Annotated in this window: 14 protein-coding genes; 9 read left to right on the plus strand and 5 right to left on the minus strand. The window is 71.8% G+C overall.

Translation table 11 applies throughout. The features are described from left to right. Positions 1-191 precede the first annotated feature (191 nt). Complete coding sequence (locus tag KV205_RS28125) at positions 192-557, plus strand: metal-sensitive transcriptional regulator (RefSeq protein ID WP_265867460.1); 366 nt, start codon at positions 192-194, stop codon at positions 555-557. A gap of 14 nt (positions 558-571) precedes the next feature. Here the strand turns inward: KV205_RS28125 and KV205_RS28130 are convergent, their stop codons facing one another. From KV205_RS28130 to KV205_RS28145, 4 genes are all read right to left on the minus strand, one after another. Next, positions 572-769 (minus strand): hypothetical protein, encoded by a 198-nt coding sequence (locus tag KV205_RS28130; RefSeq protein WP_265867461.1) that lies wholly within the window; start codon positions 767-769, stop codon positions 572-574. A gap of 105 nt (positions 770-874) precedes the next feature. Beyond that, positions 875-1,687, minus strand: a complete 813-nt coding sequence (locus KV205_RS28135; RefSeq protein WP_265867462.1) for a hypothetical protein — start codon at positions 1,685-1,687, stop codon at positions 875-877. Positions 1,688-2,040: 353 nt separating this feature from the next. Continuing rightward, the gene (locus KV205_RS28140; protein ID WP_265867463.1) at positions 2,041-2,751 is read right to left on the minus strand and encodes a phosphatase PAP2 family protein; all 711 of its coding nucleotides are present in this window, start codon (positions 2,749-2,751) and stop codon (positions 2,041-2,043) included. 201 nt (positions 2,752-2,952) lie between these two features. After that, the gene (locus KV205_RS28145) at positions 2,953-3,981 is read right to left on the minus strand and encodes a bifunctional lytic transglycosylase/C40 family peptidase (protein ID WP_308404104.1); all 1,029 of its coding nucleotides are present in this window, start codon (positions 3,979-3,981) and stop codon (positions 2,953-2,955) included. A gap of 356 nt (positions 3,982-4,337) precedes the next feature. On the opposite strand from KV205_RS28145, the gene KV205_RS28150 reads away from it, so the two are divergent. From KV205_RS28150 to KV205_RS28175, 6 genes are all read left to right on the plus strand, one after another. Next, positions 4,338-4,646, plus strand: coding sequence for a hypothetical protein (locus KV205_RS28150; protein ID WP_046908545.1), 309 nt, complete (start codon positions 4,338-4,340; stop codon positions 4,644-4,646). A 145-nt stretch (positions 4,647-4,791) separates the two neighbouring features. After that, on the plus strand, positions 4,792-5,601 hold the full coding sequence (locus tag KV205_RS28155; protein ID WP_265867464.1) for a hypothetical protein: 810 nt from the start codon (positions 4,792-4,794) through the stop codon (positions 5,599-5,601). After that, positions 5,591-6,970: a hypothetical protein gene (locus KV205_RS28160; RefSeq protein WP_265867465.1), complete on the plus strand. Its 1,380-nt coding sequence runs from the start codon at positions 5,591-5,593 to the stop codon at positions 6,968-6,970. Before KV205_RS28155 ends, KV205_RS28160 begins: the two co-directional genes overlap by 11 nt. Then, positions 6,967-8,520, plus strand: a complete 1,554-nt coding sequence (locus tag KV205_RS28165; protein WP_265867466.1) for an SCO6880 family protein — start codon at positions 6,967-6,969, stop codon at positions 8,518-8,520. Before KV205_RS28160 ends, KV205_RS28165 begins: the two co-directional genes overlap by 4 nt. Positions 8,521-8,540: 20 nt before the next feature. Beyond that, positions 8,541-9,947 (plus strand): ATP-binding protein, encoded by a 1,407-nt coding sequence (locus KV205_RS28170; RefSeq protein ID WP_265867467.1) that lies wholly within the window; start codon positions 8,541-8,543, stop codon positions 9,945-9,947. A gap of 1 nt (position 9,948) precedes the next feature. After that, entirely contained in the window at positions 9,949-11,409 is a 1,461-nt protein-coding gene (locus KV205_RS28175; RefSeq protein WP_265867468.1) for a type IV secretory system conjugative DNA transfer family protein, read from the plus strand. Here the strand turns inward: KV205_RS28175 and KV205_RS28180 are convergent. After that, a complete protein-coding gene (locus KV205_RS28180) occupies positions 11,406-11,984 on the minus strand; it encodes a GNAT family N-acetyltransferase (RefSeq protein WP_265867469.1) in 579 nt (192 codons plus the stop codon). The genes KV205_RS28175 and KV205_RS28180 overlap by 4 nt on opposite strands. A 300-nt stretch (positions 11,985-12,284) precedes the next feature. Here KV205_RS28180 and KV205_RS28185 point away from each other — a divergent pair, with 300 nt between their 5' ends. Together KV205_RS28185 and KV205_RS28190 are read left to right on the plus strand one after the other, a co-directional pair. Further along, positions 12,285-13,385, plus strand: a complete 1,101-nt coding sequence (locus KV205_RS28185; RefSeq protein WP_265867470.1) for a sensor histidine kinase — start codon at positions 12,285-12,287, stop codon at positions 13,383-13,385. Next, positions 13,382-14,062: a response regulator transcription factor gene (locus KV205_RS28190; protein WP_265867471.1), complete on the plus strand. Its 681-nt coding sequence runs from the start codon at positions 13,382-13,384 to the stop codon at positions 14,060-14,062. The genes KV205_RS28185 and KV205_RS28190 overlap by 4 nt, the downstream gene beginning before the upstream one ends. Positions 14,063-14,169 lie beyond the last annotated feature (107 nt).

Below are 14,169 nucleotides of genomic sequence, written 5' to 3' on the forward strand. Positions count from 1 at the left end.
GCTGGAATTCGGTCAGGCTGATGCTAGGCGCATCATCCGGCCACGGCTAACCGGCGTCCCTTCAGTGTCGCCCATCAGGCACAGTGATCTGCACGGGCCCCCGCCCCGATTCGCGGGGATCGGTACCATATACCCACGAGGGGTATAGACACCCTTTCTGAGCCTTTCTTTCCTGACCGCGGGAGGACGCGATGACCACCACCGAGGCGGCGGCCGAGGTCACCCCCGAGACCGCCCTCGAATCCGCGCAGCCGACGACGGACCACGACCACGGCGTGCACGGCTACCACAAGCAGAAGGACGAGCACCTGAAGCGGCTGCGCCGCATCGAGGGCCAGATCCGCGGGCTCCAGCGGATGGTCGACGAGGACGTCTACTGCATCGACATCCTCACCCAGGTCTCCGCCTCCACGAAGGCCCTGCAGTCCTTCGCCCTCCAGCTCCTGGAGGAGCACCTGCGGCACTGCGTCGCGGACGCGGCCACCAAGGGCGGCGACGAGATCGAGGCGAAGGTCGAGGAGGCCACGAAGGCCATCGCGCGCATGATGCGCACCTGAGCGCACCTGCGGGGTCAGCGGGGTACGGCTCCGACCGGAACCCCGACCGGGGCCCCGACCCGGAGGACCTCGTCGATGCGGTCGGCGCTCAGCCGCTCCCCGTCGACGGCGGAGGCCGCGATGATCAGCTCACCGCACAGTTCGATTTCGGCCAGGGCCACGCACTCGGGATCCCCGAGCGCGACGGTCGCGGTACCGAGCGGCGGAGCCATGTGCCTTCACCTCTTCCTGCCGGCGTCGGTCTCCCAGCGTAGGGAGGGCCCTACGGACCGCACATGACACGTCTGGACCATTTGCCCATGGCCCGACACCCGCCGTCAGGCCTTGATCTTCCCGGCGTAGATGTCCTTCCGCGCCGGCAGCTCCACCGAGACCCGCGCCCCGAACCCGTAGAGCAGCGTGGTCGACGCGACCGCGACCGTACGGCCCTGATTGCTGAAGCTGAAGCGGTGGCGCACCTTGCGCAGCCGGCCCTCCGCGTCCAGGTACGCGTCGAAGGGCACGGTGTCCGTGGTGAACCCTTTCGCCGCCGCCGCGAGCGCCCCGCGCACCTGCGGCGAGGCAAGCCGCGCGGCCTCGCCGATGTCCGCCGTCCCCCGGTAGTGCCACACCTTCACGCCGGCGAGCTCGGTCTCCCCCACGTACGTCACGTCCCGCGCGCCGCGCAGCAGCTCGGCCGCCGCGGCCGGGTCGGTGGCCCCGCCGGTGACCAGGTTCCCGTCGTCGAGGGTGGTGGTGTCGACCCGCACCCACTTGTCGGCGGGCACGCCGGCGCCCCGGTTCTTCATGTACAGCGCGCCCGGCGCGAGCAGTTCGGTGATCGGCCGGTGCTCGCTCTCCCCGGCGGCGTCCTTGGGCAGCACCACCTGCAGGGCGCCGGTGCGGCGCCGGAAGTCGTAACTGCCCTCGCCCCGGATGGTGACCCGGGTGCCGCCGGTGGCCATCTCCATCGAGGTGCTCGCCCGAGAGGACCCGGCCCGGGTCAGCCCCTCGGCCGCCGCGCGCACGGTGCCGGCCGGATCGTCCCCGCCCGGGACGGCGTCGTCCTCGCCGCCCCCTGCGCAGCCGCCGACCAGCAGCGCCGCGGCGACGGCCCACGCCCCGCCCGTGTGTCCCTTCCGCACCACCATCGCCTGCCAACCCCCAACAACTGCCGCCGCTGTCCGGATCCCGCCCACCGGATAACGACGGTCCGGACGCCCCGTCACGCGCAGTACGGTGTTGACGTGCATGACGAGGCGCCGCATCACACGGAGACCACGGAACGCGGTTCGTTCGCCTTCGCCCGCTGCAGCTGCGGCTGGCGCGGCCCGGCACGAAGATCCCGGGACCGTGCGCGTACGGACGCGACGGAACACACGGAGCAGGCCGCGGCGGGCCGTACCGCGTAGGAGCCGTACCGCGTAGGAAAGGCTCTGGAAGGCCCTGGAACACGAGACCCCCGCCGTGGTGGCGGGGGTCTCGGTACAGCCGGGGGCCCGGCTCAGGCGGCGAGGTCGCTCTCGCCGGCGTCGAGGCGGGGCTCCGGGACGACCGGGGCCTCGGCGACGGCGAGGCGTTCGGCGGCACGGCGGGAGCGGACCAGACGGGCGCCGCGCGGGGCGCGGGCGACGGCGGAGACCAGCGGGGTCAGCAGGGCCAGCGCGAGCGGCGCGAGGAGCAGGGCGACGGCGGTGCCGAGGGCGAGGCCGCCGAGCACGTCGGTCGGGTAGTGCACGCCCATGTAGACCCGGCAGAACCCCTCGGCGAGGGCCAGGCCGATGGCGAGGAGCCCGAAGCGCCGGTGGGCGATGAAGACGCCGACGGCAAGGGCCATCGTCAGGGTCGCGTGGTCGCTGACGAACGAGAAGTCCGTCTTGCCGGGGACCAGGACCTCCAGGCCCTGGTGGTCCTTGAAGGGCCGGGGCCGTTCGACGAAGCCCCGGATCGGGATGTTGACGAGCAGTGCGATGCCGGCCGCCAGCGGCGCCCACAGCAGCCCGGCGACGCCGGCGACGGAGTCACCGGTCGCGGCCCGCCTGCGCACGCTCCACCAGCAGCCGAGCACCACGAGGAGGAGGCCGAGCACGATGCCGTACTCGCCGATGAACTCCATGACGCGGTCGAACCACGGCGGGGCGGCCTTCGCCAGCCCGTTGATGTCGTAGAGCAGGCTGACATCGGGGTTCGAACCGTCCGATGCGAGTCCAGCCATCTGCTGCGGCCCCTTGCTTCCGTGTTGGTGGTGTCCAACCCCCGTGGTCAGAGTGGTCGGATCGGAAACGATCCGCCCGAGGGCAGCGTTCCGCTCTCCGCCCAAGATCACTACGACGTTATCGAAAGGTGACGGGCCGTCGCAGCTCAGGGCCGGAGCCTCACGGAGAGTCCCGAGGGTCCCCGGCTCCGCGGCCGCGGCCTATTGCTGCGGCAGATGGGTGGGCAGCGCCGCGGCGCCGTCCTTGGTGACCCGGGTCGCCCCGAAGTAGTCCGGAGTGTCGATCCGGTCGAAGCGGATCACGGCGCCGGTGCGCGGCGCGTCGATCATGTATCCGCCGCCGACGTAGATGCCGACGTGCCGGATGGCCCGGGAGTTCGTCAGGTCGTCCGAGAAGAAGACCAGGTCACCGGGGAGCAGTTCGTCCCGGCCCGGGTGCGGCCCGGCGTTGTACTGGTCGTTGGCGACCCGCGGCAGCGTGATCCCCACCGACTCGTACGCCGCCTGGGTGAGCCCCGAGCAGTCGAACCGCCCGTTCTGCGCGGCCGTGCCCGTACCGCCCCACAGATACGGCGTGCCGAGCTTCTGCTGCGCGTAGTAGATCGCCCCGGCGGCCTGCTTGGACGGATCGACCCGGCCGACGGGCCGGGCGAAGCTCTTCTCCAGGGACCGGATGATCCGCACGTAGTTCTGCGTCTCGCTGATCGCGGGCACCCCGCCGGACCGGATCACCCGGTACGCCCCGGCGTTGTACGCGGCCAGCATGTTGTTCGTCCGGTCGCCCGGCACGTCCTTCACGTACCCGGCCAGCTCGCAGTCGTACGAGGCGGCCGACGGAATCGCGTCCTTCGGGTCCCACACGTCCCGGTCCCCGTCGCCGTCCCCGTCGATGCCGTGCCCTGCCCAGGTGCCCGGGATGAACTGCGCGATGCCGCGGGCGTTCGCGGGCGAGACGATGGTCGGGTTCCAGCCGCTCTCCTGGTACAGCTGCGCGGCGAGCAGCGCGGGGTTGATCGCGGGGCACAGGTTCCCCCACTGCTGCACCAGGCCCTGGTACGCCGCCGGCACGGCCCCCTTGGCCAGCGCGACGGCCCCGCCCTTCCCGTTCCCGGCCGCGCCGAGCATCCCGGCGGCCGCGGAGAACGTCCCGACGACGAGCAGCGCGACGAAGCTGAGGCAGACCCCGACCGCCCCGCCCGCCACGAGCCAGACCCCGCGCGCCTTACGCACCGTCAACCACCCCTCGGTCCCTGCCAGTACGCCCGGCCGTCCAGTCTAGGTGGGCGGGCGTCCGACGGGGCGTGGACGAACCGGACGGAACGGAAAGACGCCGCCCCAAAGGTGCCACAACGACAATCATTGCCCGGAGTCACCCTCCGTGATACACAGAGTGACCATACGCGTCTTCGCATACAAACCGGCCACACCGTCGCAGGTCAAGACGGTCGGATCGGTCAACTGTGCGGTGATCGGGTAAAGAGAGCCGTCAAGCCGTCACACGCGAGCGGTTTCATCAGCGAAGATAGGTCGACGACCCATGCCGTCTGGCAGGGGCGACGAACTACCCAACAGGGGCGGTGAGTTATATGTACCTGGCGGCCGAGAAGGGCGACATCACCACCATCATCGGTGGAATCGCCCCGAACTGGGGGCCTTTCGGGAGCCTCGGTGCCGAAGCCAAGGTGATGATCGAGGTCGTGATGGCCGTGGCCATCCTGCTCTGCCTCGGCATCGCCATCTGGGGCGCGGCCAAGCAGCGTATCGGGGCCACCGCCCTGCGCGACACCTTCAGCGCCGAACAGGGCAAGGGCCTGATCGTGGCCGGCCTGACCGGAGTCTTCATCATCGGCTCCCTGGGGACGCTCTTCACCATCGTGTACGGGATGGCCGTCTAACCCGTTTCTCACCACCGAGGTCGCGTTCCCTGATGTCCAGTCACCACGCCGCGCCCGCGCGGAAACCAGCACGGCTCCCGTCGTCGTACCCGTCGAGCCCGTCGAGCCCGCCGTATCCGCGAAGGGCCGAAGGGGCGTGCCCGGCATGAGCTTCGGCGACGACCACGACGGCCAGACCCGCACCCGCCTCCCCGACGCCGCCCCCGGCACCACCCGTCCCCCCGCCCGGAGCTCCCGCTCCCTCGTCGCGGTGATCGGCGTGGTGGTCCTCCTGGTCGCGGCGATCGCCCTCGCCAACCGCGGCGACGGCACCCCCTCCGACGCGCCCCACCAGGGCGCCGGCCCGAACTCCCCGTCCCGTTCCGCCGCCCCGACCGCCGCGACCGGCGTCCCCCCCGTCACGGGCAAGAACGGCCAGATCCCGACGGGCTTCGCGCACGACGAGCAGGGGGCGCAGAGCGCGGCGGCGAATTACGCGGTGGCGCTGGGGTCGGTGGACATGTTCCAGCCCGGCCCGCGCGAGGCCCTCGTACGCGCCACCCACGACCCGGCCGTCGCCGACGCCCTCGTGAAGAGCCTGAACGACTCCTACTCGGCCGGCTTCCTGTCCAACGTGGGCCTGCAGCCCGACGGGACCGCGCCGAACGGCCTGACCTTCGTGTCCCGGACCATCCCCGTCGGCACCAAGGTGAAGGACTACACGGGCAACACCGCCACGGCGGAGGTGTGGTGCACCGGCCTCGTCGGCCTCGCCGGCGAGGGCTCCACCAAGCCGGTGACCTCCACCTGGTTCACCATCACCGAGAAGCTGAAGTGGGTCGGCGGCGACTGGAAGGTCGTCAGCTCGGAACAGGCCGAGGGCCCGACCCCCGTCAACGGCGACAACCGCGCCTCGGTCGCGGACGACATCGCCAGGGCCGTCGAGGGTTATGGAGGCTTCACCTATGCCCGCTAGCCGACGCACCCCGCTCCGCACCCCGCTGCGTGCCCTGACCGCCGGTGTGGCGGCCCTGCCGGTCACCCTCGTGCTGCTCGCCTCGCGGGCCTACGCGGCCCCGACGCCCACGCCCGCCGGGACGCCGTCACCCGGCACCCCGTCGCCGAGCGCCACCAACGACCCCTGCGCGCTCATCGTGGGCCAGGCCAAGGAGTACTGCGAGAACGGGCAGAAGACGGGCGGCTCCACCCCCACCCTCGACGACCCCACCACCACCACCGACCCCCTCTCCTCCCTCGCCAGCGGCTGCGCCAAGGCCGCCGCCTGGGTCGTCGACACCCTCTCCTCCGCCGTGAAGTCGACCGCCACCGTCGACTTCACCAACATGGAGTTCCTCGGCCGCTACGCCATCGTCTTCGCCGCCGCCACCTTCCTCACCCTCCTCCTCTGGCTGCTCGCCGTCGCCAAGCGCGCCATCCGCGGCGTCCCCCTCACCACCGCCGTCTCCGAGGCCGTCGGCTTCCTCTGGCTGACCGTCCTCGCCTCCGCCTTCACCCCGCTGATCCTCTACACCGTCGTCAACGCCACCGACGCCATCACCGAGGTCATCGCCTCCGGCACCGGCCAGCAGACCGACGTCTTCTTCGGCAGCTTCAAGCAGGCCCTGGAGAAGGGCGACAGCATCGGCGGCGGGCCGATCATGCTGATCATCGTCTCGCTCGTCACCGTGCTCGCCGCCGGCGTGCTCTACCTCGAACTCGTCCTGCGCGCCGTCCTGCTCTACGTCGGCGCCCTGCTCGGCGTCGTCGTGTACTCCGGGCTCGTCGACAAGAACATGTGGGGCCACGTGCGCCGCTGGGCCGGCATCATGATCGCGGTCATCCTGGTCAAGCCGGTCATCGTGATCGTCCTCGGCCTCGCCGGCGCGCTCTCCTCCGGCACCGGCCCCGACGCGTTCTCCGCCGTCGTCTCCGGCCTCGCGATCATCCTGCTCGCGATCTTCGCCTCCGCGATGATCTACCGCTTCGTACCCGGCTTCGGCGACGAGATCATCGCCTCCCGCGACAACCGCCTGCACCGCGCCGGCGAGAACACCGCGGCCGCCGTCATCTCCTCCCCCGCCTCCCTCGTCTCGCAGGGCATCAAGACCCACAGCACCCGCGGCGACGGCGGCGGAGGCTCCCAGGGCTCCGGCGGCAGCGCGCCCCGCCCCGCCAACCCCCTCTCCGGCGGCGTCGCCGCCCACAGCAGCCGCGGCGGAGACAGCCGCGGCGGAGCGGGCGGAGGCGGCGGCGCCGCGCCCGCGCCCCGTAGCAGCAGCCCCACCGCAGGCACCCCGCACACCAGCCGCAGCAACAGCAAGAACTCAGGAGGTGCAGGGCGTTGACGACCCAGTCCCAGCCGGTCTCGCCCCGCCGCACGTATCTCATCGGCCGCGCCCGGCCGAACGCGATCGTCGGCAAGAACCGCGAGACCGGCGAGATCGCGCTCATCATCGCCGGCGCGTTCCTCGGCATGATGAGCGGACTGATCGTCCAGGTCCTCGCCCTGCGCATCGCCCTGCTCGCCGGCCTGCCGATGCTCGCGCTCGCCGCCGTCTACGTCCCGTACAAGCAGCGCACCTTCTACAAATGGTTCGAGATCAACCGCAGTTACAAGCGGATGCTCAAGCGCGGCACCGCCTACCGCTCCGCCGCCGTCGAGGCCGGCACCCGCCTCGACGGCCGCGAGGTCGAGATCGGCCCGCCCCCCGGCATCGGCGGCGTCACCTGGCTCTCCGCCCCCTTCGGCCCCGACGAGATCGCCGTCCTCCTGCACGCCGACCGCCGCACCGTCACCGCCGCCATCGAGATCGAGGGCCCCGGCGTCGGCCTGCGCGACTCCGAGGACCAGGAAGCCCTCGTCGACCGCTTCGGCACCCTCCTCAAGCACGTCGCCAACGGAGACGGCTTCGTCACCCGCCTCCAGATGCTCGCCCGCACCCTCCCCGCCGACCCCGACGCCCACGCCAAGGACGTCGCCCAGCGCGGCGACCACCAGGCCCCGGCCTGGCTCCAGGAGTCGTACGACCAGCTCCAGTCCATGGTGTCGACCTCCAGCGAGCAGCACCGCGCCTACCTCGTCGCGTGCATGCACTACACCCGCGAACTCGCCGCCGAGGCCAACGCCATGGCCCGCGCCGCCCGCCACGCCTCCGGCGCCCGCAAACTCGACCGCGACGCCGGCCTCGCCGTCGTCATGGCCCGCGAACTCACCGACATCTGCGCCCGCCTCGCCGAGGCCGACATCCGCGTCCGCCAGCCCCTCGGCCAGTCCCGGCTCGCCTCCCTCGTCCACTCCATGTACGACCCGGACCACCCCATCGACCACATCCAGGCCATGTCGAAGCGCAACGCCTGGCCCGCCGAACTCGACGCGATGGAACCGACGTACCTCCAGGCCAAGACCCGCGAGTCCGCCACCCGCGCTCCCTGGTGCCACGCCACCGCCTGGATCAAGGAGTGGCCGATGACCCCCGTCGGCGTCAACTTCCTGGCCCCGCTCCTCGTCCACACCCCCGACGTCATCCGCACCGTCGCCGTCACCATGGACCTCGAACCCACCGAGGTCGCCATCGAGCGCATGCTCACCGAGAAGACCAACGACGAGGCCGACGCCAGCCGCGCCGCCAAGATGAACCGCACCGTCGACCCGCGCGACATCGCCGCCCACGGCCGGCTCGACCAGCGGGGTGAAGATCTCGCCAGCGGCGCCGCCGGGGTCAACCTCGTCGGGTACATCACAGTGTCGTCGCGCTCGCCCGAGGCCCTGGCCCGGGACAAGCGCACGATCAGGGCCTCCGCCGGAAAGTCGTACCTGAAGCTGGAGTGGTGCGACCGCGAGCACCACCGGGCCTTTGTGAACACCTTGCCGTTCGCGACCGGCATCCGCCGCTAGGGCCGAAGGGGCACAGACCGATGCGAGATCCGCTGTCCGTCCTCACCGAAGCCTTCACCTCCTTCCTCTTCGGCAAGGTCGAGACGACCCGCCTGCCCGTACGCACCTCCACGGGCCAGGCCCAGGCCGTCTACCTGCCGACCGCGGCCCCCGGCCTCGGCGACTCCGGCGTGATCATCGGCCGCGAGGTCTACAGCGGCAAGGGGTACATCTACGACCCCTTCCAGCTGTACGGCCAGCAGCTCCCGGCCCCCCACTGGCTGGTCCTCGGCGAATCCGGCAACGGCAAGTCGGCGCTCGAGAAGACCTACGTGCTGCGCCAGCTCCGCTTCCGCGACCGCCAGGTCGTCGTCCTCGACGCCCAGGGCGAGGACGGCGTCGGCGAATGGAACCTCATCGCGCAGGAGCTGGGGATAACTCCCATCCGGCTCGACCCGATGGTCGCCAACGACGACGGCATCCGCCTCAACCCGCTCGACCCGTCCATCACCACCACCGGCCAGCTCGCGCTGCTCCGCACCATCATCGAGGTGGCGATGGGCCACGGCCTCGACGAGCGCTCCGGCTTCGCGCTCAAGGTCGCCCACGCCTACGTCAACGAGCACATCACCGACCGCCAGCCGATCCTCACCGACATCGTCGAGCAACTCCGCCACCCGGAGGCGGAGTCGGCCGAGGCCATGAACGTCGACATAGACGATGTACGGGCCTGGGGCCTCGACGTCGCGCTCGTCCTCGACCGCCTGGTCGACGGCGACCTCCGCGGCATGTTCGACGGCCCCACCACGGTCGGCATCGACCTCGACGCCCCGCTCATCGTCTTCGACCTCTCCCACATCGACCGCAACTCCATCGCCATGCCCATCCTCATGGCGATCGTCGGCGTCTGGCTGGAACACACCTGGATCCGCCCCGACCGGAAGAAGCGCATCTTCCTCGTCGAGGAGGCCTGGCACATCATCAACAGCCCGTTCGTGGCCCAGCTGTTCCAGCGCCTGCTCAAGTTCGGCCGCCGCCTCGGCCTGTCCTTCGTCGCCGTCGTCCACCACCTCTCCGACGTCGTCGACGGAGCGGCGGCCAAGGAGGCCGCGGCGATCCTCAAAATGGCCTCCACACGCACGATTTATGCGCAGAAGGCCGACGAGGCACGCAACACCGGCCGCGTCCTCGGCCTGCCCCGCTGGGCCGTCGAGATCATCCCGACGCTCACCCCCGGCATCGCCGTCTGGGACGTCAACGGCAACGTCCAGGTCGTCAAACACCTCATCACCGAGAAGGAACGCCCGCTCGTCTACACCGACCGCGCCATGACCGAGTCCTCCCCGGCGGACCCGGAGCTGGAGTGGGAGACGGAACAGCGCGCGATCCTCGTCGAGCAGCAGATGAACGCGCAGATGAACGACTCGTCCCAGTCCACGGTGGCGTGAGATGCAGCAGGAGCGCAAGCAGTCGGGCGGCGGCATCCCCGACGGATTCGTCGTCGGGCTGCTCGCCCTCCTGCTCGGCCTCGCCGTCCTGGTCTGGACGGCGACCGGCCTGGCCGGCCTGTTCTCCCACGGCGCCTGGCCCCCGGGCGTCACCTTCACCCGTACGCCCCTGGCCCTGCGCTCCCTGATGGGCGCCCCGACCGACCTCGCCGCCGCCTGGCCGGACACCCCGCCCGCCGCCCTCTCCGGCTACGGCCTGTTCTGGGGCCTGGTCATCGGCGAGGCCATGGTCCTGATCGTCCTCACGGTCTTCGTCCTCGGCACCCTCACCCGCTGGCGCGCGGTCCGCGCCAACCGGAAGGCGGGGAAGGGGGCCTTGTACGAGAACGAGCGCGCCGCCCGTACGGAGGAGGCCAAGGCCGTCGCGCCCCCGGCCACCACCCAGCCCCCGCCCCCGCGCCGCCCCGCCGAGGACCCGGCGCCGGAGCGCCCGGAACCCGACAGCCCGGCCACCCCGACCACCCCGGCCCCCGTGTCCGAACCCCGGATCGTCTTCGGCCCCGCCGCCACCCGCCGCCCCACCGCCGCCCAGGCGATCCGGGACGCCGAGGGCGCCGTACTCGTCGTCACCTCCGACCCGACGCTCTGGGCCGAGACCAAGGACGCCCGCGGCAAGCTCGGTCCGGTCCTCGTCCACGACCCCGGCCACCTCTGCGACACCCCCGCCCGGCTCCACTGGAACCCCGCCGAGGGGTGCGAGGACCCGCAGGAGGCCCGCGACCGGGCCGCCGCGCTGCTCGCGCCCGTACGCCCGCAGTCCCGGCTCGACGCGGCCGTGGCGGACACCGCCGAAACGCTCATGCGCTGCTGGCTGCACGCCGCCGCCATCGACGGCCGGCCCTTCAAGCAGGTGCACCGCTGGGCCCAGGGCACCGACGCCCACGAGCCCGTACGGATCCTCCGCACCCACCCCAAGGCCGCCGCCGGCCACGCCGGCCTCCTCGAATCCGCGCTCACCGCGCACCCCGAACGCCGCGCCACCGCCCAGGAACTGACGGCCCGGGCGCTCTCCGCCCTCAGCTCGATCCACATCCGCCAGGCCTGCACCCCGAATCGAACAGACTCGCTCACGCTCGCATCTTTCGTCGCCGAGCAGGGCACCCTTTACGTGGTGGGTGAACCGATCGAGGACCCGCGCACCCACCCGGGCGCGATGCCCCTCCTGACCGCGCTCGCAGCAAGCGTGGTCGAGCACGGCCGCCGCATGGCCGCACGGTCATCCGACGGTCGGCTCGACCCACCACTGACCCTCGTCCTCGACGACGTCGCGGCCGTCGCGCCGATCCCCCGCCTCCCCGAACTCGTCGCCACGGGACGGGAGCTCGGCCTGCCGACCCTCGCCCTGATGCGCTCCCAGGAGCAGGCCCGAGCCCGCTGGCCCGAGCCCCTCCCGTACCCCTAGACGGCCTGCTGCGGCCCCGGCCGGGGCACCTCGTACTCCAGGTCGTATCCGCTCCCGGAGCCCGGCATCACCGTCCGCTCGCCCGTCGGAACGAAGCCGAAGCGCCGGTAGAAGGCGCCGGCCCGCGCGTTGTCCTCGTGCACGTACAGCCGCACCCGCTCGATCGTCGGCTCGGGCAGCGCCCAGGACCACTCCACGGCCGTACGGAAGAGCGCGTCGATCACACCGGCGCCGCGCGCCTCGGGCCGCACGTACACACCCACCAGATGCGTCTGGTCGACCTTCGCCGGCTCCCCGAACAGCGGCTCCGCGTCCGACGGCCGCTCGACGAGCACCGTGGTCGTACCTATCCAGCGCCCGTCCGGCGTCTCGGCGACGAACTGCCGCACCCGCCCCTCACCGTCCTCGGACGCGTTGGCCGTCCGCCCCTGCCAGAAGGAATCGGGCTGGGCGACGGCGGTCTCGTACGTCTCCACGAAGGCGAGGTGCGCGACCGGGTCCTGAAGCGCCACGAGCCGCAGCTCGCGCACCTTCTCCCACTCGTCGGCACGGACGGGGCGAATCGAATAGTCCATGCCGCGATCTTCGCCATCGCCGCACCCCGCTGACAAGCGCGTTATCGATCCAGGGATTCGTCGTACCTGGGTACGACGACGCCGCCGAGCCCCGCCGCCTAGCGTGGCCGGGTGACAACGGGGACGACGCGGACGCCAGAAACGACGGGAACGACAGGGCCGACAGGCTCGACAGGCGCGACAGGCGCGACAGGCGCGACAGGCGCGACAGGAACGACGGCACCGAGCCGCTACGTACGCCGGCTGCTCGCCCGGGTCCAGGCCTTCGACGCGCGCCGCCAGTGGGTCTGGGACGCCCTGGTGACCGCCGTCCTCCTGATCACCGCGCTCGTCGACGCGTCCGGCGGCTGGCGGAACACCGCCCGCGACCCGTCCGTCCCCGTCTGGCTGGTGGCCACGCTCAGCACCGCCATCGTCCTCCCCGTCCACTGGCGCCGCCGGTCCCCGCTCGCCGTACTCTCCGTCATGACGGTCCCGGTCCTCGTCAGCGAGGCCTCCGGCGCCTTCCTCCAGGCCGGCTACCTCCAGGCCCTCCCCTTGTTCCACATCGCGCTCCGCCGCCCGCCCCGCGCCCTCCTCTGGGCCGCCGCCCTGCTGCTCGCACCCCTGCTGACCGGTGCCTTCCGCCACCAGGCCGAGACCTGGGACCTGCACGTCGTCCCCGCCGTCTGGGGCTACCTCCTCGTCGCGCTGCTCGGCATCACCGTCCGTTCCCGCAAGGAGGAACGAGAACAGGAGGTGCGGCTCGCGGCCGCCGCCGAACGCGCCCGCATCGCCCGCGAGATGCACGACATCATCGGCCACAACCTCTCCGTCATCACCGGCCTCGCCGACGGCGGCCGCTACGCCGCCGCCAAGAACCCCGAACGCGCCGCCCAGGCCCTCGACGCCATCTCCACCACCAGCCGGCAGGCCCTCACCGAACTCCGCCGCCTGCTGGACGTCCTGCGCGAGGAGGAGACCGAGTCGGCGGTACGGAACCCCCAGCCCGGCCTCGCGGACCTGCCGGCCCTCATCGAAGGCGTACGGAGGGCGGGCCTCCCCGTCGAGGCGACCCTCCCCGCCCCGGCTCATCCGCTCTCCCCAGGAGCCGAGCTGACGCTCTATCGGGCGGTACAGGAGGCGCTGACGAACACGCTGAAGCACGCGGGCGAAGGCGCGAAGGCCGAGCTGACGCTGGCGTACGGGCCGGAGGGAACCGTCCTCGTCGTCACCGACACGGGCGGGCCCGCCGCCGAGCCGCCGGGTCCCCGGCGCCAAGGCCAAGGCCAGGGCCGGGGCCTGGCGGGAATGCGCGAGCGTGCGGCGCTCTACGACGGCACACTCGAGTCCGGCCCCCTCCCCGAGGGTGCCGGCTGGCGCGTACGTCTCCGACTTCCTCTGGAGGACTCCCCCTCGTGACGACCGTTCTGATCGCGGACGACCAGCCGATGCAGCGCCTCGGCTTCCGCATGCTGCTCGAAAGCCAGGACGACATGACGGTCGTCGACGAAGCCGGCAGCGGCACGGAGGCCGTCCGCCTTGCCGACCGCCACCACCCGGACGTGGTCCTGATGGACATCCGCATGCCGGGCCTGGACGGCATCGAGGCCACCCGCCGCATCGCCGCCACCGGCTCCCGCACCCGGATCCTGATCGTCACCACCTTCGACCTCGACGAGTACGCGTACGAGGGCCTGCGCGCCGGCGCGAGCGGCTTCCTGGTGAAGGACGCCCAGCCCGAGGAGCTCCTCACGGGCATCCGCTCGGTCGCGAGCGGCGACGCGGTGGTGTCCCCCAAGCTCACCCACCGCCTCCTGACCACCTACCTCCGCCCCGTGCCCGCGCCCGCGGCGCCCACTCCCCTGCCCTCTCCGAAGGACGACCCTCGGCTGGCTCCGCTGACCGACCGCGAACGCGAAATCCTCACGGTCGTCGGTCAGGGCTGGACGAACACGGAGATCGCCACCCGCTTCCACCTCGCCGAATCCACGGTGAAGACCCACATCACCCGCATCCTCGCCAAGACCTCTTCGCGCGACCGCATCCAGGCGGTGATCCTGGCCTACGACACGGGCCTGGTCACGCCGGCGGCCTGACCGTGAACGCAGAAAAGCCCCGCACCATGAGGTGCGGGGCTTTCCCACAATGATTGTTCGGCGGCGTCCTACTCTCCCACAGGGTCCCCCCTGCAGTACCATCGGCG

It is taken from the genome of Streptomyces sp. SKN60, assembly GCF_026236535.1.
Classification (GTDB): Bacteria; Actinomycetota; Actinomycetes; order Streptomycetales; family Streptomycetaceae; genus Streptomyces.